Below are 18,061 nucleotides of genomic sequence, written 5' to 3'. Positions count from 1 at the left end.
ATGACGTACGACACGCTGATTCGCCAGGCGCTGATCATCGATGGCAGCAACACCGAAGGGTTTGTCGCCGATGTGGGGCTGCGTGACGGGCGCATCGAGACCATTGGCGACTTATCGACGGCGGTGGCCGCGCATGAAATCGATGCGACTGGCCGTGTGCTGGCGCCGGGCTTTATCGATGTCCACACCCATGACGACACGGTGGTCATCCGCCAGCCACAGATGCTGCCCAAGCTCAGCCAGGGCGTGACCACGGTGATTGTCGGCAACTGTGGCATCAGCGCCTCACCGGTGAGTTTGCGCAGCGATCCGCCGGACCCGATGAACTTGTTGGGCAGCGCTGCAGCGTTTGTTTATCCCCGTTTCAGCGACTATCGCAGCGCCGTTGAAAGCGCTCATCCAGCGGTCAACGTTGCGGCATTGATCGGTCACACGGCGCTGCGCAGTAACCACATGGACGACCTGCATCGCACTGCCACACCGGATGAAATCGCCGCCATGCGCGTGCAGTTGCACGAGAGTCTCGAGGCCGGCGCCCTCGGTTTATCCACAGGCCTGGCCTACGCCAGCGCGTTCAGTGCCGAGACCGATGAAGTGCTGCAACTGAGTGAAGAACTCACGTCCTTCGGTGCGGTGTACACCACCCATTTGCGCAGCGAATTCGAACCGGTGCTGGAGGCGATGGACGAGGCTTTTCTGATTGGCCGGCACGCACAGGTACCGGTGATCATTTCCCACCTCAAATGTGCGGGAGCGGGGAACTGGGGGCGTAGTCCGCAGCTGTTGGCAGCGTTGGAATCAGCGGCTAAAACCCATCCGGTGGGGTGTGATTGTTATCCCTATGCGGCCAGTTCCTCGACCCTGGACCTCAAGCAGGTGACCGACGCGTTTCGCATCACGATTACCTGGTCGACGCCGCACCCGGAAGTGGGTGGGCGCGACTTGCAGGACATTGCCGGCGAATGGGACGTCTCCCTGATGGACGCCGCCCGTCGTCTGCAGCCTGCGGGGGCGGTGTACTACGGGATGGATGAAGCGGATGTGCGACGCATCCTTGCGCATCCATTGTCGATGGTGGGGTCTGATGGGTTGCCCGAAGATCCGTTTCCACACCCACGCTTGTGGGGGGCGTTTCCACGGGTGCTGGGGCATTTCAGCCGGGATGTCGGGTTGTTCCCGTTGCATACCGCCGTGCACAAGATGACCGGCTTGTCGGCAGCGCGTTTTGGGTTATCCGAGCGTGGTGAAATTCGTGAAGGGCACTGGGCCGACCTTGTGTTGTTCGACCCGTTGCGGGTACGGGATGTGGCGGACTTCAATGAACCTCAGCGTGCAGCGCAAGGCATTGATGGCGTGTGGGTCAACGGCGTATTGAGCTACAGCGATGGTCGGGCGAACGGTCAGCGATCGGGGCGATTCCTGGCGCGCAGTGGGGATTTGCGTGGTGGGTTTTCGACTCTATAGTGGGCGCTTTCATACACGGAGCGGTTGCCATGCACTTAGGAAAAGTTACCCCCATCCTGCGGATTTTCGATGAGGCCAAGGCCTTGGAGTTCTACGTCGACTTCCTGGGGTTCAAGGTCGATTGGCAGCATCGCTTTGAGGCGAATTATCCACTCTATCTGCAAGTGTCGCTGGGCGATTGTGTGCTGCACCTGTCCGAACATCATGGCGATGCTTCGCCGGGCGCGGCGGTGCGGATTCAGGCGCAAGGGGTGGACACGTACCAGCAGCAGTTGGCAGGCAAGGATTACCGTTACGCCAAGCCTGGGGTTGAGGAAACGCCTTGGGGATCGCGGGAGATGAGCATCAAGGATCCGTTTGGGAATCGGGTGGTGTTTGTTGAGGAAGGTGAGGGCTGAGAGGCAAATCGCAGACAATAAAAAACCGCCTTAGTAGGGCGGTTTTTTATTGCAATCCCGGTTAGTAGCTGGGGTTGCATATTCAGCGGAAGCTATGACCAGCGAGAAGAATACTACTGCCGATTGTCGCGCCCCGCAAGGACTGGCCAAGGCCGACGATTTTCACGCATTTCACTGAATGTTTAAAAAAAACGGTGGCAAGAATTGGCAATAAATTAGCGGAGCTCTGCGGAGGGTTTTCTCATCGCCCGTCACACCTTCGATGAAGATGTTGGTTAGTATCACCCCCGTTCCAAGTATGTCGTTTGTAGGTGGCTGGGTATGCGCGCGGAATTATGGACCGAACGCCACGGGCTAGTAATCCGTGCCGGATTTATGCGGGAGGAACCAAAGCCCGGCCGCCTCATCGGAAGCTATGACCAGCATCCTAAGGCCCACATGTTCCGGTAAGTGTGCTGGAGGTAAGGGCCAACTTACGGAGGGCTGAGTATGTCTAAGTTTGCACGACGTACATGGAACCTCGTAGTGAACTGCCTACGTGCTTATCACGTATGGAAGTTCCTGCGGGACAGCTTCGATGACCGCTAACGTCTGAGAAGTGGAGCCGCTTCGGGTAATACCGAAGCGGCTTTTTGGTTTCTTAAACCCGGAAGTGACTGACCATCTGCTGCAACTGGCTACCCAAACGTGCCAGTTCCACGCTCGATTTTGCCGTCTCATCGCTCGCGGTGGCGGTCTGCTCGGACACGTCACGCACATTCACGATGCTGCGGCTGATCTCTTCGGCCACGGCGCTTTGTTGTTCGGCAGCGGCGGCGATCTGCTGGTTCATCGACTGGATGTTCGACACCGTGCGGGTAATGTTTTCCAGTGACACACCGGCCTTGCGCGTCAGTTCGACACTGCTGTCGGTGAGGCTGCGGCTGTTGTTCATCACGTTGGCGACTTGCTGGGTGCCGTTCTGCAAACCGGCGACCAGGCCTTCGATTTCCTCGGTGGATTTCTGCGTGCGCTGGGCCAGGCCGCGCACTTCGTCGGCGACCACGGCAAAGCCGCGACCGGCTTCACCGGCACGCGCCGCTTCGATCGCTGCGTTGAGGGCCAGCAAGTTGGTCTGTTCGGCCACAGCCTTGATCACGTCCATCACGCTGCCGATCTTGTTGCTCTCTTGTTGCAGGTGCGCCATGGCGTCGGTGGAGCGCTCCACTTCGGCGGCCAGGCGTTCGATCTGGGCGATGGCCTCGGCCACCACTTTATCGCCTGCGCGGGCCTGGCCGTCAGCGTCGGCGGCGGCCAGAGAAGCTTGCTCGGCGTTGCGTGCGACTTCCTGCACGGTGGCGGTCATTTCGTGCATTGCCGTGGCGACCTGATCGGTCTCGATCTTCTGGCTGTTCACACCGGCGCTGGTCTGCTCGGTGACGGCCGACAGTTCTTCGGCGGCGCTGGCGATCTGGGTCACGCCGTCGCGAATCCCGCTGATCAGTTCACGCAAGGTGGTGCCCATGCGCTGGATGCCTTGTTGCAGTACGCCCAGCTCATCGCGACGGGTGACCTGGATATTGTGGCTCAGGTCGCCGGAGGCGATGCGCTCAACCACGGCCAGGGTTTCCTGGATCGGGCGGGTGATCTGGCGGGTGATCACCCAGGCAGCAATGATGCCGACCAGCAGTGCAAGCAAGGTGCTGATCAATTGCAGGCTACGGGCTTGTGCACTTTCGGCGTCACGGCGGTTCAACTGGATGTCGTAGAGCTTGTCACTGATGGTGACGATGTCGGCACCCTGGGTGGTCATTTCAGCACGGGCGGCGACAATGTTGGCGTTGGCGGCCTTGTAGTTCTGCACGGCGCTGCGATAGGCGCCAAGGGCGGTTTCCAAAGAGGTCAGTGCGCTTTGCTGGCTGGCGCCGAAGGCGGCGCTGAGGTCTTTCAAGCCACTGATGGCTTTTTCGATTTGTGCGGCAGCGCGGGCTTCGGTATCCGGGTTGACGTTGCCGGTGTAGCCACGTACTTCATAGCGGGCCAACTGGAACTGCATCTTGGCGTCGGCCACGGCCTGGAACTGTGCAAGGTGCTCCGCGCTGTCGGGCATTTGCTTCACACTGGCTTCCAGCGCGTCGATTTGGGCGTTGGCGATATCGGCCTTGTCGCCCATCATTTGGCGAGAGGTATTACCGTTACGGTAAGCCTCACGCATTTTGTTCAGGGATTGCTGATAAGCCGTGATGATGGCTTTCTGCTCGTTGAGCAGCTTGACGTTTTCCGGGCTCTTGAAGCTGTCCAGGAGTTTCTGTTGCTGGGCAGCGAAGGTGTCCAGGCTGGTCTGCACGTTCTGCGCCACGGCTTCGTCGCCGTTAGCGAGCATGTATTGCAGGCGCACGATGCGCAGTTTGGTCAGCGACGCGTTGAGCTGGGTGATATCGCTCATCCAGTTACTACGGTCGATCAGGCTGCCGAGGCTGGTCCAGCCGGTGAAGGCCAGGATTGAGGTGAGGACCAGTACCAGGCCAAAGCCCAGGCCCAGTTTGAGGTTGACGCTGATGTTACCGAACCAGCTGTTCATCGAATGCTCCGCGAAGGTGATTTTTTGTCTGCTGGACGGTGTTGTTGTTTGAGCCAGCCAAGGTGTGTAGGCCTGTATCGGCGAAAGGGTTTGAATCTGAAGCGCTTTTATCGTGCGTGCGACGAAGCGTCGCGATCCCGGTGCCGCTCTGCCGTGCAGGGCTCATCACGAGCGGGTCTTGTGTGCTAGTCTGCTGGCCCTTTTAGTTCAGGGCGGCGCGCACATCACTGTTTCCAGTGCTGCCCTACAGCGGAGCCTCTTCATGTCCGAAGTTAATCTGTCCACCGACGAAACCCGCGTCAGCTACGGTATCGGCCGTCAGTTGGGCGACCAACTGCGCGACAACCCACCACCGGGTGTGAGCCTGGACGCGATCCTGGCTGGCCTGACCGATGCATTCGCCGGCAAACCAAGCCGTGTTGACCAGGAGCAAATGGCCGCCAGCTTCAAGGTCATCCGCGAAATCATGCAAGCCGAGGCTGCTGCCAAGGCTGAAGCCGCCGCAGGCGCTGGCCTGGCGTTCCTGGCTGAAAACGCCAAGCGTGATGGCATCACCACCCTGGCTTCCGGTCTGCAATTTGAAGTGCTGACCGCCGGTGACGGCGCCAAGCCGACCCGTGAAGACCAGGTTCGTACTCACTACCACGGCACCTTGATCGACGGCACGGTGTTCGACAGCTCCTACGAGCGTGGCCAGCCTGCAGAATTCCCGGTAGGCGGCGTGATCGCCGGCTGGACCGAAGCCCTGCAACTGATGAATGCCGGCAGCAAATGGCGCCTGTACGTGCCGAGCGAATTGGCTTACGGCGCTCAAGGCGTTGGCAGCATTCCGCCGCACAGCGTGCTGGTATTCGACGTCGAACTGCTCGACGTTCTGTAAGACCTGCTTTTGATTACCTGTAGGAGCGAGCTTGCTCGCGAAAAACGTCAACGATGACGCGGGCATCCTGGATGAGCGCGTTGTTTATGCGGTCTTCGCGAGCAAGCTCGCTCCTACAGTGTTTTGCTGGTTTCCTCATGGATGAAATTTGCCATTGAGCTCCGTCGCCGGGCGCAACGCTCGGGCATAGCAGAACAGAAACAGATTACGCACCACTTCCTTGAGCACTCCTGGTTCACTCGAACTCAGGCCGTTGACGTCCAGGTCACCCTGATCCTGCAATTCATTCAGCGCTTCTTCTTCCAGCACCGCACAGACTTCGCCGGTTTCCCGATGAAGGATGCGCAGGTAAGGGTGTGGGCGGTCGAGCCAGGCATCTATCAAATAAGTCATGGGTACATCTCCTTGATGGGTTTCAATGAGAATAATTCTTATTCGTAGAATAGCAAGTGCCTATTGGCAGTTTCCTGGTTTTTCTGTGCGGATATTGCGAGGGGTCAACAGGGAGGGCAAAACGCCATCCCGCGCGGGCGCGGGATGGATGCAGCAGGTTCAGACTTTGCGCACGAACTCGGACTTGAGTTTCATCGGGCCGATACCGTCGATCTTGCAATCGATATCGTGGTCGCCATCGCACAGGCGGATGTTCTTGACCTTGGTGCCGACCTTCACGACCAGGGACGTACCCTTGACCTTGAGGTCTTTGATCACGGTGATGGTGTCGCCGTCCTGCAGGACGTTGCCCACAGAGTCTTTCTTCACGGTTTCATCGCCGGCTGCTTCGGCCTCGCCATTGGCGGACCACTCATGGGCGCATTCCGGGCAGATCAGCTGGGCGCCGTCTTCATAGGTGTATTCGGAATTGCATTTCGGGCAGGGTGGCAACGTGCTCACTAAAGCTCCTTGAGATTCAGGGATGACTAAAAGTCGCACATTATATAGGGTTTTGTGATGTTGCAGGCTGTATGAAATCCAAATGTGGGAGGGGGCTTGCCCCGATGACGGTGTTCCAGCCGATATATCGACTGGCTGATCCACCGCGATCGGGAGCAAGCCCCCTCCCACATTGTAGGTATGGCTTAGTGAGTACGGGCGACCGCAAACTCACTCAGCTCAACCAGGGCATCCCGGTACTCGCTGGCCGGCAGGGCTTGCAGGCACTGGATCGCACGGGCTACGTAGTCACGCGCCAGTTGCGCGGTGTACTCCAGGGAACCGGAAGCTTCCACGGCAGCGCGGATGGCCTCCAGGTCTTCTATCCCGCCTTTCTGGATCGCCTTGCGCACGAGTGCCGCCTGTTCCGGCGTGCCTTCGCGCATGGTGTAGATCAGCGGCAAGGTCGGTTTGCCTTCGGCCAGGTCGTCGCCGACGTTCTTGCCCAGGGTTTCTGCATCGCCACGGTAGTCGAGCAGGTCGTCCACCAGCTGGAATGCCACGCCCAGATGGTCGCCAAAGGTACGCAGGGCTTCGGCCTGCTCGGCGGTCGCGCCACAGAGCGCGGCGGCACTGTGTGTGGAGGCTTCGAAGAGCATCGCGGTCTTGCCGCGAATCACTTCCATATAGGTTTCTTCGGTGGTGCTGGCGTCGCGAACCTTGGACAGCTGCAGCACTTCGCCTTCAGCGATGATGCGCGTGGCCTGGGAAAGAATCTTCATCACCGGCATCGAGCCCAGCTCGACCATCATTTCGAACGAGCGCGAGTACAGGAAGTCGCCCACCAGCACGCTCGGGGCATTGCCCCACATCGCATTGGCGGTCTCGCGGCCACGGCGCATGCCGGACATGTCGACCACGTCGTCATGCAGCAGGGTCGCGGTGTGCAGGAACTCGATGGTGGCGGCCAGCAGGCGCAGGTCATCGCCTTCGCGGCCCAGGGCCTTGCCACACAGCAGCACTAATAAAGGACGCAGGCGTTTACCGCCCGCCGACGTAATATAGTCGCCAATTTTGGAGACCAGCGGCACTTTAGACGTCAGCTGCTGCTTGATGATGCCGTCGACGGCGCTAAAATCGTCCGCGACCGCGCGGTAGAAAGCTTGGGGTTGCATCAGCGACAGTCGCTCCAGAAGGGTTGCGCGGCATGCTAGGACCCTGACCCCCGGGTGTCAAGGCGCGATAGACGGCCACTTGCAACACCCATTTACCTTGCGTACAATCGCGCACCCTGAACTTCCTGGGCAGCACCTGCCTTACGCAATTGCATTCGGGACGTCCATCCCATGCAGCCATGCCAGCCAATACCTCTTCTTATAAAGCGCTGGGTGAGCAGGATTATCGGAGAAATACCATGTCGTACGCAGTAATTGTTACTGGTGGCAAGCAATACAAGGTCGCCCCAGGTGAATACCTGAAGATCGAAAAACTGGAAATCGCTACCGGCGAATCCGTTACCTTTGATCGCGTTCTGTTGGTCGCCAATGGCGATGACGTGAACATCGGCGCTCCAGTTGTTGCTGGCGCTACCGTTGTGGCTGAAGTGATCTCCCAAGGTCGTCACGATAAAGTCCGCATCATCAAGTTCCGTCGTCGTAAGCACCACATGAAGCGTATGGGCCACCGCCAGTGGTACACCGAGATCAAAATCACCGGTATTCAGGCTTAATTTCAGCCTAATTCCTCACTAGGAGAATTGACTCATGGCACACAAAAAAGCTGGTGGTAGTACCCGTAACGGTCGCGACTCAGAAGCCAAACGCCTTGGCGTTAAGATGTATGGCGGCCAGAAAATCATTCCGGGCAACATCATCGTGCGTCAGCGCGGCACCCAATTCCACGCCGGTTACGGTGTTGGCATGGGTAAAGATCACACCCTCTTCGCGAAAATCGAAGGCGTGATCAAGTTTGAAGTAAAAGGCGCGTTCAACCGCCGTTACGTGAGCGTTGTCGCCGCTTAATTGCGCGATCGCTGGAAAAGCCCTGTCTTGCGACGGGGCTTTTTCGTTTGTGGAGTGAGTCTCTTGCAAAGCTGTTTGTAATGGGCTCGAGCAGCTGGATTTGCGGCTGTTGATTGAGGTCCCTGCGCTCATTTTTGCAAGAGTCTTATGTCTTGGTTTCTTAAGCTCGTCCATGCGGCGAGAGGCGTTTTGTTATGAAGTTCGTTGATGAAGTTTCCATCCGAGTAAAAGCAGGCGACGGCGGTAACGGTTGCATGAGTTTCCGTCGCGAAAAATTCATCGAAAACGGTGGCCCTAACGGCGGTGACGGCGGTGACGGCGGTTCCATCTACATGATGGCCGACGAAAACCTCAACACCTTGGTGGACTACCGTTACACCCGGCACTTCGATGCCGAGCGTGGCTCCAACGGCGGCAGCACCGACTGCACCGGTAAAAAAGGCGAAGACCTGGTACTGCGTGTACCGGTCGGCACCACGATCATCGACTCCGCGACCCAGGAAGTGATTGGCGACCTGACCAAGGCCGGCCAGAAACTGATGGTTGTACAGGGCGGCTGGCACGGTCTGGGTAACACCCGATTCAAGTCCAGTACCAACCGTGCACCGCGCCAGACCACGCCGGGCAAGCCGGGCGAGCAGCGCGACCTGAAGCTGGAAATGAAAGTACTGGCTGACGTGGGCCTGCTGGGCCTGCCGAACGCCGGCAAAAGTACCTTCATCCGCTCGGTGTCGGCCGCCAAGCCGAAAGTCGCCGACTACCCGTTCACCACCCTGGTGCCAAACCTGGGCGTGGTCAGCGTCGACCGCTGGAAAAGCTTCGTGATCGCCGACATTCCTGGCCTGATCGAAGGGGCTTCCGACGGTGCTGGCCTGGGGATTCGCTTTCTCAAGCATTTGTCCCGCACCCGTTTGCTGCTGCACCTCGTCGACATGGCGCCATTGGATGACACCAGTGCACCGGACGCCGCCGAAGTGATCGTCAGCGAACTGACCAAGTTCAGCCCGGCCCTGGCCGAGCGTGATCGCTGGTTGGTGCTGAACAAGTGCGACCAGATCCTCGAGGAAGAGCACGAGGAGCGCGTCAAGGAAATCGTCGATCGCCTGGAATGGACAGGTCCGGTCTACGTGATCTCGGCGATCGCCAAAGAAGGCACCGAGCGCCTGACCCGCGACATCATGCGCTACCTGGAAGACCGTGCCGACCGTCTGGCGGCCGACCCGGTATTCAAGGCCGAACTCGCCGAACTCGATCAGCAGATCGAAGACGAGGCCCGTGCCCAGTTGCAGGCCCTGGACGACCAGCGTGCCTTGCGTCGCAGCGGCGTGAAGTCGGTCCATGATATCGGCGACGATGATTGGGACGAAGAAGACGTGGATGATGAAGACGGTCCGGAAATCATTTACGTGCGCGACTGATAGGTTGCGATAAACTCGAACGCCGCTCCCTGGAGCGGCGTTTTGGTATCCGGGTATAACGTTATGGCCAGCGCTGGGTCGCGCGGCCCTCTATCTAAGGTTGAAGATGATGCGGAGCAAAGTGACAGGTGCGCAGCGCTGGGTCGTAAAGATCGGAAGTGCGCTGCTGACGGCAGATGGCAAAGGCCTGGATCGTGCAGCCATGAGCGTCTGGGTCGAGCAGATGGTGGCCTTGCATGAGGCGGGTGTCGAGTTGGTGCTGGTGTCGTCCGGGGCGGTTGCCGCCGGGATGAGCCGCCTCGGCTGGACCGCGCGACCCAGCGCGATGCACGAACTGCAAGCCGCCGCCGCCATCGGCCAGATGGGCCTGGTGCAAGCCTGGGAATCCAGCTTTGCCGAGCATGGCCGCCACACGGCGCAGATCCTGCTGACCCACGATGACCTGTCCGACCGCAAGCGTTACCTCAACGCCCGCAGCACCTTGCGTGCGTTGGTGGAGCTTAAGGTCATCCCGGTGATCAACGAGAACGACACCGTGGTCACCGACGAGATCCGTTTCGGTGATAACGACACCCTGGCCGCGCTGGTGGCCAACCTGGTGGAGGCCGACCTGCTGGTGATCCTCACCGACCGCGACGGCATGTTCGACGCCGACCCGCGCCACAACCCCGATGCCCAACTGATCTACGAAGCGCGCGCCGATGACCCGGCGCTCGACGCCGTGGCCGGCAGCGTCGGCGGCGCCCTGGGGCGTGGCGGCATGCAGACCAAGTTGCGCGCAGCACGCCTGGCAGCACGTTCCGGGGCCCACACCATCATCGTCGGTGGGCGCCTGGAGCGTGTGCTGGATCGCCTCAAGGCGGGTGAGCGCATCGGTACGTTGCTGTCGCCCGAACGCGGCATGCTGGCGGCGCGCAAGCAATGGCTGGCCGGGCACCTGCAAACCCGCGGCACCCTGGTGCTCGACGATGGTGCGGTGTCGGCGTTGTCTCAGGGCCACAAGAGCCTGCTGCCGGTGGGCGTCAAGTTGGTGCAGGGCAGCTTCCGCCGTGGCGAGATGGTGGTGTGCGTGGCGCCCGACGGTCGTGAGATCGCCCGTGGCCTGGCCAACTACAGCGCCCTGGAAGCGCAGAAAATCATTGGACAATCGTCTGACGCGATTGTCGGACTCTTGGGTTACATGGCGGAACCGGAACTGGTTCACCGCGATAACCTGATTCTGGTCTAAACAAAGGGAATACACGATGCGCGTGATGAAGGGATTGCTCGGCCTGCTGCTGGCCCTGCCGCTGCTGGCTTCGGCCGAAGAAGTTGGCCAGGTGTCGACGGTGTTCAAGTTCGTCGGCCCCAACGACCGGATTGTGGTCGAAGCGTTCGATGACCCCAAGGTCGACGGCGTGACCTGCTATTTGTCACGCGCCAAGACCGGCGGCGTGAAAGGTGGCCTGGGCTTGGCCGAAGACCGTGCCGAAGCCTCGATCGCCTGCCGTCAGGTCGGCCCGATTCGCTTCAAGGGCGAGCTCAAGGACGGCGACGAAGTGTTCAAGGAGCGCACCTCGCTGGTGTTCAAGACCATGCAGGTGGTGCGTTTCCTCGACAAGAAGCGCAATACCCTGGTGTACCTGGTCTACAGTGACCGCTTGATCGAAGGCAGCCCGCAGAACGCGGTGACGGCGATTCCTATTCTGCCGTGGCCGACCGCTCAGTAATCCGCAGGCAAGTTTTGCAATCGGCGTCTATGATTGCAGGCTTGCGGGTTGTAATCTCGAAGCGCTGCTTTGCTAAGAACATGGGAAATCTGGAGTTCGTCATGAGTGCTTTCCACGACCTGAAACTCAAAGCTTTGGACGGACAAGAGCTGCCGCTGGCGCCCTTCAAGGGGCACGTTGTGCTGGTGGTCAACGTAGCCTCCAAGTGTGGCCTGACCCCGCAATACGCTGCGCTGGAAAACCTTTATCAGCAGTACAAGGACCAGGGATTTACCGTGCTTGGCCTGCCGTGCAACCAGTTTGCAGGCCAGGAACCGGGTACCGAGGAAGAAATCCGCGAGTTCTGTAGCCTGAACTACGGCGTGACCTTCCCCCTGGGCAGCAAGCTCGATGTGAACGGCCCTGAGCGTCACCAACTGTACCGTTTGCTGGCGGGCGAGGGCGCCGAGTTTCCAGGGGATATCACCTGGAATTTCGAGAAATTCCTGCTGGGCAAGGATGGCCGGGTCCTCGCGCGTTTCTCGCCGCGCACCGCACCGGATGATCCAACGGTCGTGCAGGCTATCGAAAAAGCCCTGAATTGAGCACCTGTCGGTGCAGCTTCAGGTTGTAAGCTTGAAGCTGCAAGTAGAAGCACATGCGCGGCTCTTGCAGCTTTAAGCTTGCAGCTGGCCGCTGCTTTCATACCCCTTAATCACCCAAATCAATAGTGCTATTCGGCACGCTGCACTCCTCATATTATCCGCATCATAAACCTCGTCTTCCGCGGAGTGCTCCCATGCCTGTCCAAGCCTTGTTCAAACCGTTCCAGCTCGGTGCACTGCAGCTGTCGACCCGTGTGGTCATGGCGCCGATGACCCGTTCGTTTTCCCCAGGTGGCGTGCCTGATTCCAAGGTCATCGAGTACTACCGCCGCCGTGCCGCTGCCGGCGTGGGCCTGATCATTACCGAAGGCACCGTGGTTGGTCACCCAGCCTCCAATGGCTACCCGAATGTCCCGCATTTCTACGGCGAGGCGGCGCTGGCCGGCTGGAAGAAGGTCGTCGATGCCGTGCACGCCGAAGGTGGCAAGATTGTCCCGCAGCTCTGGCACGTGGGCAGTGTGCGCCGCATCGGTACCGAGCCTGACGCCAGTGTGCCGGCCTACGGCCCGATGGAAAAACTCAAGGATGGCAACGTGGTCGTCCACGGCATGACCACCCAGGACATCAAGGATGTCATTGCCGCGTTCGCCCAAGCCGCCAAGGATGCCCAGGGCATCGGCATGGACGGCGTGGAAATCCATGGCGCCCACGGCTATCTGGTCGACCAGTTCTTCTGGGAAGGCAGCAACCAGCGCACCGACGAATACGGCGGCAGCCTGGCCAACCGTTCGCGCTTTGCCATCGAGTTGATCCAGGCCACCCGCGCCGCCGTCGGCCCGGACTTCCCGATCATCTTGCGTTTCTCCCAGTGGAAGCAGCAGGACTACACCGCACGCCTGGTGCAAACCCCCGAGGCCTTGGGTGAATTCCTCAAGCCGTTGTCTGATGCCGGTGTGGATATTTTCCACTGCTCCACCCGTCGTTTCTGGGAGCCGGAGTTCGAAGGTTCCGACCTCAACCTCGCCGGCTGGACCCGCCAACTCACGGGCAAACCGACGATCACCGTGGGCAGTGTCGGCCTGGATGGCGAATTCCTGCAGTTCATGGTCAACACCGACAAGGTTGCCCAACCGGCCAGTCTGGAAAAGCTGCTGGAGCGCTTGAACAACGACGAGTTCGACCTGGTCGCTGTTGGCCGTGCGCTGCTGGTGGATCCGGATTGGGCCGTGAAGGTGCGTGAAGGTCGTGAAGTCGACATTCTGCCGTTCAGTCGCGAGGCGTTGACGACCCTGGTGTAGGGGGGAGCCCAGGCCTGCGTTCACTATCGACGGCTGAGCGTGAGGGTTTAGCTGTTTCAGGCGAAAGGCTGGGTATTGAATACCCGGCCTTCCGCTTGTGTTCAGGCCATCATTCGCCTCAATGCTTATTGCCTTGTCCTTGGTCCATATGGATTAAAGCTAGAAGTGCTGTCCGTCTGGTCGGAACGTGCCCATTGAGGTGGCCTGACGGAACATTGCTCCTGGTTTGGGCGCGTACCCCCAGGTAGTGGAAGGCGGTCAGTGGGCTGCGGGCGTTGCCAGTCGTTCTGCGCCGGCTGCCAGGCGTTTTGCGAGTGTGTGGACTGTGGGCGGTTGTCATGGTTGTGCGGTGGGCGTTGCCAGTCGTTCTGCGCCGGCCGCCAGGCGTTTTGCGGGCGTGTGGACTGCGGGCGGTTGTCATGGTTGTGCGATGGGCGTTGCCAGTCATTCTGCGCCGTTTGCCAGTTGTTTTGCGGGCGCGAAGGTTGCGGGCGGTTCCAGCCAGTGTTTGCGTGGTTCTGGTGGTTTTGACCGCTTCCGGATGGGGATGCCCATGCGGAGGGGTTGAATGGTTGGAATCTCAGCGCCATTGATCCATTTATCAGTGTCGACATAGTGCTCTCTATTAGTTTTTCAGCATGAATGACCTGCCTCGTTCGAGTGTGTTTCACAGGGACACACCCCCTCTTACGGCAGGTGTCATATCAGTGGTGATAATTCGTTCGACGTTCCGGAAATATCCTGTTGTGGCGTGCCGATTCAGGCAGTCCCAAGCAGGGATTCCTACCGTTGAAACCAATATTCAAGGGGTAGGCAGGCAGGACCGGGAATTGGCCTACGTCATTCGTAGAGGGTTCAACGAATGTCAGGCAGTGTTGAAGCTGCCAAATGTTCTGCGCACACATCGCGTAACTGGTTCTCGAACTGCTCGATAATCGCCGGCCAGCCCTGGCGGCTCGCATGTTGGCGTGCATTGAGGCGGGCCCTGCGCAAATGTTCGCTGTCTTCCAGCAACCATCTGGCCGCATCGCAAAACGCGTCCTCATCACCCGGCATGGCCAGCACACCGTTGTAACCATGGCGGATATGCTGGGTCGCCGCCGCCTGGTCGTACGCCACCACACCCAGCCCGGAGGCCATGGCCTCGAGCACCACATTGCCGAAGGTTTCGGTCAGGCTGGGGAACAGGAACACATCCCCGGATGCGTAATGCCGCGCCAGTTCTTCGCCGCGCTGGGTGCCACAGAACACCGCGTCGGGCAGGTCGCGCTCGAGCATCGGGCGTTGCGGGCCATCGCCGACGATGATCAGTTTCAGCCGACGCTGTGGATAAGTTGCCTGCAGCGCGTCAAAGCAGCGCTTGAGCAGCCCGAGGTTTTTCTCCTGGGCCAGGCGCCCCACGTGCAGTACGGCAATATCGTCGTTTTCCAGGCCCCAGCTTTCCCGTAGTGCGTTGTCACGCTTGGCCGGGTGGAATAATTGGCTGTCCACCCCGCGCGCCAGCATCCCCAGTCGCTCGAAATGCCGGCGCTCCAGTTCCAGGCGTTGGCTGGCGCTGGGCACCAGGGTCAAGGTCGAACGGTTATGAAACCAACGCAGGTAGTGCGTAACCATGCGGCTTAACAGGCTTAGGCCGTACTGGTTGGAGTACTGCTGGAAATTGGTGTGAAAACCGCTGACCACGCTGATTCCCAGGCGCCGCGCCGCCCGCAGCGCCGACAGCCCCAGCGGGCCCTCGGTGGCGATGTAGAGCACGTCGGGGCGCTGGCGTGTCCAGCGGCGCAGCAACTTGTGCATCGACGACTGGCCCCATTGCAGGCCTGGGTAACCCGGCAGCGGCCAGCCACGGCAGAGCAGCAAGCCATCATCGCTGGGCCGGCTTGCATCGGCGCCCTGGCGCGGGCGAACCAGTTCAACTTGATGGCCACGCGCGCGCAAACCTTCGCACAGGCGGCCAAGGGTATTGGCCACCCCGTTGATCTCTGGCGGGAAGGTTTCGGTGATGAGAGTGATGTGGAGCGAAGCTGTCGTCATGACCCACAGTGTCGCCGTGGGCCATGTCGCCATTGTGTCATGCAGATGATGGATTTATGACTTGACCACTTTCGGCGTCGCCATGGCCTCGGCGCCCTGTTCGCGCACCCAGAACAACGTCGCCCCGGCCACTGCCGCCGGCATCATCAACAGGTTGACCACCGGCACCAGCAGCACCAGGTAGACGATGCCGCCGAAGCTCATGCTCTGCCAGCGCTTCTGGCGCAGCCAGGCGAGCATTTCGTTCCAGCCCAGCTTGTGGTTATCGGCCGGGTAGTCGATGTATTGGATCGCCATCATCCACACGCCGAACAGCAACCACAGTGGCGCGGCGATCAGGTTGACCACCGGAATGAGCGACAGGATAAACAGGCCGATGGCCCGTGGCAGGAAGTAGCCCAGCTTGCGCATTTCCCGGGCCAGGGTACGCGGAACCATTTCAATCAGTTCGCCCCAGCTGAAGGCCGGGAAGTCATCGGTACCCCGTACCACCACTTCGACTTTCTCGGAAAGAAAGCCGTTGAACGGTGCCGCGATGATATTGGCGAGCATGGTGAAGGTGAAAAACACCATCAGCACCACCAGCACCACAAACAGCGGCCATAGCAGGTAATTCAGAAAGCTCAGCCAGCCGGGCAGGGTCGGCATCAAGTGGTCGACCCACAGGCTGAACTGATGGCCGGCAAAGTAGATCAAGCCGACGAACAGCACCAGGTTGATCGCCAGCGGCAGCAACACAAACAGGCGCAGGCCGGGGCTCAGCACCAGTTTGAGGCCTTCACGCAGGTATTGCGGGCCGGAAAGAACAGGGGCGGGCATGGAGAACTCCGAGCAGGATGACGAACGCGCCGACCTTACCGGCTTTGCCTTCAAGGCGAAAGCGTGGTCGGTGTGACGACATCAACGGTAACAAAGGCGTCGATTAATCGGCCTGACTGCATAGAGACCGCCTATGAGCTGGATTGTTATTCCGTATTTCCTTAATCTTGCCCCCCTCGATACGCTGCACCCATTATTTTTCAGGGCCTGCGAGTTAAAGCCTTCCCCAAGTGCTTCGTGGTCCCTTTTTTATTCCAGCCGTCTTGTAGTCCGGGCGGTCGATAGGAGTGAGTCATGTCTGATACCCGTCATTCGCGAGTGATTATTCTCGGTTCCGGCCCTGCCGGTTACAGCGCTGCCGTCTACGCTGCCCGGGCCAACCTCAAGCCGCTGCTGATAACCGGCATGCAGGCGGGCGGTCAGTTGACCACCACCACTGAAGTCGACAACTGGCCGGGCGATGTCCACGGCCTGACCGGTCCGGTGCTGATGGAACGTATGAAAGAACACGCCGAGCGCTTTGAAACCGAGATCGTGTTTGATCACATCAACAAGGTCGACTTCTCGAAAAAACCTTACAGCCTGACCGGCGACAGCGGCGTCTACACCTGCGACGCACTGATCATCGCCACTGGCGCCAGCGCTCGTTACCTGGGCTTGCCATCGGAAGAAGCGTTCATGGGCAAGGGCGTTTCCGCTTGCGCCACCTGTGACGGGTTCTTCTACCGCAACAAGCCGGTCGCCGTGGTCGGTGGCGGCAACACGGCCGTGGAAGAGGCGCTGTACCTGGCCAACATCGCCAGCACCGTGACCCTGGTTCACCGTCGCGAGACGTTCCGCGCCGAGAAGATCCTGATCGACAAGCTGCACGCCCGTGTCGCCGAAGGCAAGATCATCCTCAAGCTCAACGCCACCCTGGATGAAGTCCTGGGCGACAACATGGGTGTGACCGGTGCTCGCCTGAAAAACAACGACGGCAGCTTCGACGAGCTGAAAGTCGACGGCGTGTTCATCGCCATCGGCCACACCCCGAACACATCGTTGTTCGAAGGCGTGCTGGAAGCCAAAGACGGTTACCTGGTGGTGCAAGGCGGTCGTGAAGGCAACGCCACCGCGACCAACATCGAAGGCATCTTCGCTGCCGGCGACGTGGCCGACCACGTCTACCGCCAGGCCATCACCTCGGCCGGCGCTGGTTGCATGGCGGCCCTGGACGCCGAGCGTTACCTCGACGGTTTGAAGGACGCTGCGTTCTAAATTGTTGAAATAAAAAAACCGGCTGCGAGGCCGGTTTTTTTATGGGTGCAATTTAAATCTGGGAGGGACAAGCCCTCTCTCACATTTGCATCTGACTCAGGATTTGCGGGTCAGTGGCTGGGCGGCGAATTTCACACCTGCCAACCCATGGGCAATCAACGCGCGGATATTGCCATGGTCACTGCCCTCAGGCGTGGCCACCACCGAGCGGTAATGCTCGCCAAACGCCAGCAGCGCTTCCTGGTCGCTCAAGCCTTCCAGCAGCGCCAGGCCCAAGGTCTTGCACGAACCTTCGTTCTGCCCGGCAGCGTTTTCCACATCGCCGTTGGTGAAGGCCTGCGGCTGGTAATCGTAACCGGCAGCGACAAACGCCAGGGTGTCGGCAAAAACGTGTGCGCCGCTGTCGAGGCTGGCGCGCAGGGTGTTCAAATCAGTCATGGGTCTTTCCTTTGGCGAACGCCGCCTGTTGTTCGGCGCTGGCTTCTTGCTGGTATTGGGCTTTCCACTCGGCGTACGGCATGCCGTACACCACTTCACGGGCGTCATCGAGGCTCAGCTCGATCTGGCGCTCGTCGGCCTCGGCCTTGTACCACTTGGACAGGCAGTTACGGCAGAAACCGGCGAGGTTCATCAGGTCGATGTTCTGCACATCCTTGCGGCTGTCCAGATGCGCCACCAGCCGGCGGAAGGCGGCGGCTTCGAGTTCGAGGCGTTGTTGATCGTTCATAGGGCTCACTGACAATTCA

At 59.8% G+C, this 18,061-nt stretch carries 18 protein-coding genes and 3 pseudogenes; 11 read left to right on the top strand and 10 right to left on the bottom strand.

The window, feature by feature from the left end:
- Positions 1 to 1,464: a D-aminoacylase gene (locus tag F6S08_RS26520; protein ID WP_315872550.1), complete on the top strand. Its 1,464-nt coding sequence runs from the start codon at positions 1 to 3 to the stop codon at positions 1,462 to 1,464.
- 29 nt (positions 1,465 to 1,493) lie between these two features.
- Positions 1,494 to 1,862, top strand: coding sequence for a glyoxalase superfamily protein (locus tag F6S08_RS26515; RefSeq protein ID WP_027607654.1), 369 nt, complete (start codon positions 1,494 to 1,496; stop codon positions 1,860 to 1,862).
- A gap of 640 nt (positions 1,863 to 2,502) precedes the next feature.
- On the opposite strand, the pseudogene F6S08_RS31625 reads toward F6S08_RS26515, so the two are convergent.
- The 3 pseudogenes from F6S08_RS31625 to F6S08_RS31615 form a co-directional block, all read right to left on the bottom strand.
- Positions 2,503 to 3,096, bottom strand: a pseudogene (locus F6S08_RS31625) (methyl-accepting chemotaxis protein); the annotation flags it as partial.
- A 309-nt stretch (positions 3,097 to 3,405) separates the two neighbouring features.
- Positions 3,406 to 3,459, bottom strand: a pseudogene (locus F6S08_RS31620) (hypothetical protein); the annotation flags it as partial.
- Positions 3,460 to 3,624: 165 nt separating this feature from the next.
- Positions 3,625 to 4,422: pseudogene (locus F6S08_RS31615) on the bottom strand (methyl-accepting chemotaxis protein); the annotation flags it as partial.
- A gap of 262 nt (positions 4,423 to 4,684) precedes the next feature.
- Between F6S08_RS31615 and F6S08_RS26505 the strand changes: the two are divergent.
- A complete protein-coding gene (locus F6S08_RS26505) occupies positions 4,685 to 5,302 on the top strand; it encodes an FKBP-type peptidyl-prolyl cis-trans isomerase (protein ID WP_003176055.1) in 618 nt (205 codons plus the stop codon).
- A 135-nt stretch (positions 5,303 to 5,437) separates the two neighbouring features.
- On the opposite strand, the gene F6S08_RS26500 is transcribed toward F6S08_RS26505, so the two are convergent.
- From F6S08_RS26500 to F6S08_RS26490, 3 genes are all read right to left on the bottom strand, one after another.
- Complete coding sequence (locus F6S08_RS26500; RefSeq protein WP_003194088.1) at positions 5,438 to 5,695, bottom strand: hypothetical protein; 258 nt, start codon at positions 5,693 to 5,695, stop codon at positions 5,438 to 5,440.
- A 159-nt stretch (positions 5,696 to 5,854) separates the two neighbouring features.
- Positions 5,855 to 6,196 (bottom strand): zinc ribbon domain-containing protein YjdM, encoded by a 342-nt coding sequence (locus F6S08_RS26495; protein WP_017254008.1) that lies wholly within the window; start codon positions 6,194 to 6,196, stop codon positions 5,855 to 5,857.
- A gap of 185 nt (positions 6,197 to 6,381) precedes the next feature.
- Positions 6,382 to 7,350: a polyprenyl synthetase family protein gene (locus F6S08_RS26490; RefSeq protein ID WP_027607652.1), complete on the bottom strand. Its 969-nt coding sequence runs from the start codon at positions 7,348 to 7,350 to the stop codon at positions 6,382 to 6,384.
- A gap of 239 nt (positions 7,351 to 7,589) precedes the next feature.
- Here F6S08_RS26490 and rplU point away from each other — a divergent pair, with 239 nt between their 5' ends.
- From rplU to F6S08_RS26455, 7 genes are all read left to right on the top strand, one after another.
- Entirely contained in the window at positions 7,590 to 7,904 is a 315-nt protein-coding gene (rplU, locus tag F6S08_RS26485; protein WP_003176051.1) for a 50S ribosomal protein L21, read from the top strand.
- A gap of 34 nt (positions 7,905 to 7,938) precedes the next feature.
- Positions 7,939 to 8,196 carry a 50S ribosomal protein L27 gene (rpmA, locus tag F6S08_RS26480; RefSeq protein ID WP_003176049.1) on the top strand — a complete coding sequence of 86 codons (258 nt, stop codon included), beginning with the start codon at positions 7,939 to 7,941 and terminating at the stop codon, positions 8,194 to 8,196.
- Between the two features lie 194 nt (positions 8,197 to 8,390).
- Positions 8,391 to 9,614 carry an Obg family GTPase CgtA gene (cgtA, locus tag F6S08_RS26475; protein WP_015885843.1) on the top strand — a complete coding sequence of 408 codons (1,224 nt, stop codon included), beginning with the start codon at positions 8,391 to 8,393 and terminating at the stop codon, positions 9,612 to 9,614.
- A gap of 109 nt (positions 9,615 to 9,723) precedes the next feature.
- Entirely contained in the window at positions 9,724 to 10,842 is a 1,119-nt protein-coding gene (gene proB, locus F6S08_RS26470; protein WP_065925971.1) for a glutamate 5-kinase, read from the top strand.
- Positions 10,843 to 10,858: 16 nt separating this feature from the next.
- Positions 10,859 to 11,323 (top strand): CreA family protein, encoded by a 465-nt coding sequence (locus F6S08_RS26465; protein ID WP_027607650.1) that lies wholly within the window; start codon positions 10,859 to 10,861, stop codon positions 11,321 to 11,323.
- A 101-nt stretch (positions 11,324 to 11,424) separates the two neighbouring features.
- Positions 11,425 to 11,907 carry a glutathione peroxidase gene (locus F6S08_RS26460; RefSeq protein WP_065925972.1) on the top strand — a complete coding sequence of 161 codons (483 nt, stop codon included), beginning with the start codon at positions 11,425 to 11,427 and terminating at the stop codon, positions 11,905 to 11,907.
- 194 nt (positions 11,908 to 12,101) lie between these two features.
- Positions 12,102 to 13,205, top strand: a complete 1,104-nt coding sequence (locus tag F6S08_RS26455) for an NADH:flavin oxidoreductase (RefSeq protein WP_315872549.1) — start codon at positions 12,102 to 12,104, stop codon at positions 13,203 to 13,205.
- Positions 13,206 to 14,060: 855 nt separating this feature from the next.
- Here the strand turns inward: F6S08_RS26455 and F6S08_RS26450 are convergent.
- Together F6S08_RS26450 and cysZ are read right to left on the bottom strand one after the other, a co-directional pair.
- Entirely contained in the window at positions 14,061 to 15,239 is a 1,179-nt protein-coding gene (locus F6S08_RS26450; RefSeq protein ID WP_315872548.1) for a glycosyltransferase family 1 protein, read from the bottom strand.
- A gap of 54 nt (positions 15,240 to 15,293) precedes the next feature.
- Positions 15,294 to 16,058: a sulfate transporter CysZ gene (gene cysZ, locus F6S08_RS26445; protein WP_315872547.1), complete on the bottom strand. Its 765-nt coding sequence runs from the start codon at positions 16,056 to 16,058 to the stop codon at positions 15,294 to 15,296.
- Between the two features lie 294 nt (positions 16,059 to 16,352).
- Between cysZ and trxB the strand changes: the two genes are divergently transcribed.
- Positions 16,353 to 17,315 carry a thioredoxin-disulfide reductase gene (gene trxB, locus F6S08_RS26440; RefSeq protein WP_025858049.1) on the top strand — a complete coding sequence of 321 codons (963 nt, stop codon included), beginning with the start codon at positions 16,353 to 16,355 and terminating at the stop codon, positions 17,313 to 17,315.
- A gap of 96 nt (positions 17,316 to 17,411) precedes the next feature.
- Here the strand turns inward: trxB and F6S08_RS26435 are convergent, their stop codons facing one another.
- A complete protein-coding gene (locus F6S08_RS26435; RefSeq protein ID WP_065925976.1) occupies positions 17,412 to 17,753 on the bottom strand; it encodes a HopJ type III effector protein in 342 nt (113 codons plus the stop codon).
- Positions 17,746 to 18,042 carry a DUF1244 domain-containing protein gene (locus tag F6S08_RS26430; RefSeq protein WP_027607644.1) on the bottom strand — a complete coding sequence of 99 codons (297 nt, stop codon included), beginning with the start codon at positions 18,040 to 18,042 and terminating at the stop codon, positions 17,746 to 17,748. The genes F6S08_RS26435 and F6S08_RS26430 overlap by 8 nt, the downstream gene beginning before the upstream one ends.
- Positions 18,043 to 18,061: the final 19 nt, after the last annotated feature.

It is taken from the genome of Pseudomonas sp. JV449, assembly GCF_032424295.1.
Classification (GTDB): domain Bacteria; phylum Pseudomonadota; class Gammaproteobacteria; order Pseudomonadales; family Pseudomonadaceae; genus Aquipseudomonas; species Aquipseudomonas marginalis.
Note: the sequence above shows the minus strand (reverse complement) of the source record. Positions and strands in the feature narration are given on the sequence as shown.

Bases quoted from the DNA above. Each gene is read 5' to 3' on its own strand.
- F6S08_RS26520 (WP_315872550.1), top strand. From the start codon at position 1: ATGACGTACGACACGCTGATTCGCCAGGCGCTGATCATCGATGGCAGC.
- F6S08_RS26515 (WP_027607654.1), top strand. From the start codon at position 1,494: ATGCACTTAGGAAAAGTTACCCCCATCCTGCGGATTTTCGATGAGGCC.
- F6S08_RS26505 (WP_003176055.1), top strand. From the start codon at position 4,685: ATGTCCGAAGTTAATCTGTCCACCGACGAAACCCGCGTCAGCTACGGT.
- F6S08_RS26500 (WP_003194088.1), bottom strand. From the start codon at position 5,695: ATGACTTATTTGATAGATGCCTGGCTCGACCGCCCACACCCTTACCTG.
- F6S08_RS26490 (WP_027607652.1), bottom strand. From the start codon at position 7,350: ATGCAACCCCAAGCTTTCTACCGCGCGGTCGCGGACGATTTTAGCGCC.
- rplU (WP_003176051.1), top strand. From the start codon at position 7,590: ATGTCGTACGCAGTAATTGTTACTGGTGGCAAGCAATACAAGGTCGCC.
- rpmA (WP_003176049.1), top strand. From the start codon at position 7,939: ATGGCACACAAAAAAGCTGGTGGTAGTACCCGTAACGGTCGCGACTCA.
- cgtA (WP_015885843.1), top strand. From the start codon at position 8,391: ATGAAGTTCGTTGATGAAGTTTCCATCCGAGTAAAAGCAGGCGACGGC.
- proB (WP_065925971.1), top strand. From the start codon at position 9,724: ATGCGGAGCAAAGTGACAGGTGCGCAGCGCTGGGTCGTAAAGATCGGA.
- F6S08_RS26465 (WP_027607650.1), top strand. From the start codon at position 10,859: ATGCGCGTGATGAAGGGATTGCTCGGCCTGCTGCTGGCCCTGCCGCTG.
- F6S08_RS26460 (WP_065925972.1), top strand. From the start codon at position 11,425: ATGAGTGCTTTCCACGACCTGAAACTCAAAGCTTTGGACGGACAAGAG.
- F6S08_RS26455 (WP_315872549.1), top strand. From the start codon at position 12,102: ATGCCTGTCCAAGCCTTGTTCAAACCGTTCCAGCTCGGTGCACTGCAG.
- F6S08_RS26450 (WP_315872548.1), bottom strand. From the start codon at position 15,239: ATGACGACAGCTTCGCTCCACATCACTCTCATCACCGAAACCTTCCCG.
- cysZ (WP_315872547.1), bottom strand. From the start codon at position 16,058: ATGCCCGCCCCTGTTCTTTCCGGCCCGCAATACCTGCGTGAAGGCCTC.
- trxB (WP_025858049.1), top strand. From the start codon at position 16,353: ATGTCTGATACCCGTCATTCGCGAGTGATTATTCTCGGTTCCGGCCCT.
- F6S08_RS26435 (WP_065925976.1), bottom strand. From the start codon at position 17,753: ATGACTGATTTGAACACCCTGCGCGCCAGCCTCGACAGCGGCGCACAC.
- F6S08_RS26430 (WP_027607644.1), bottom strand. From the start codon at position 18,042: ATGAACGATCAACAACGCCTCGAACTCGAAGCCGCCGCCTTCCGCCGG.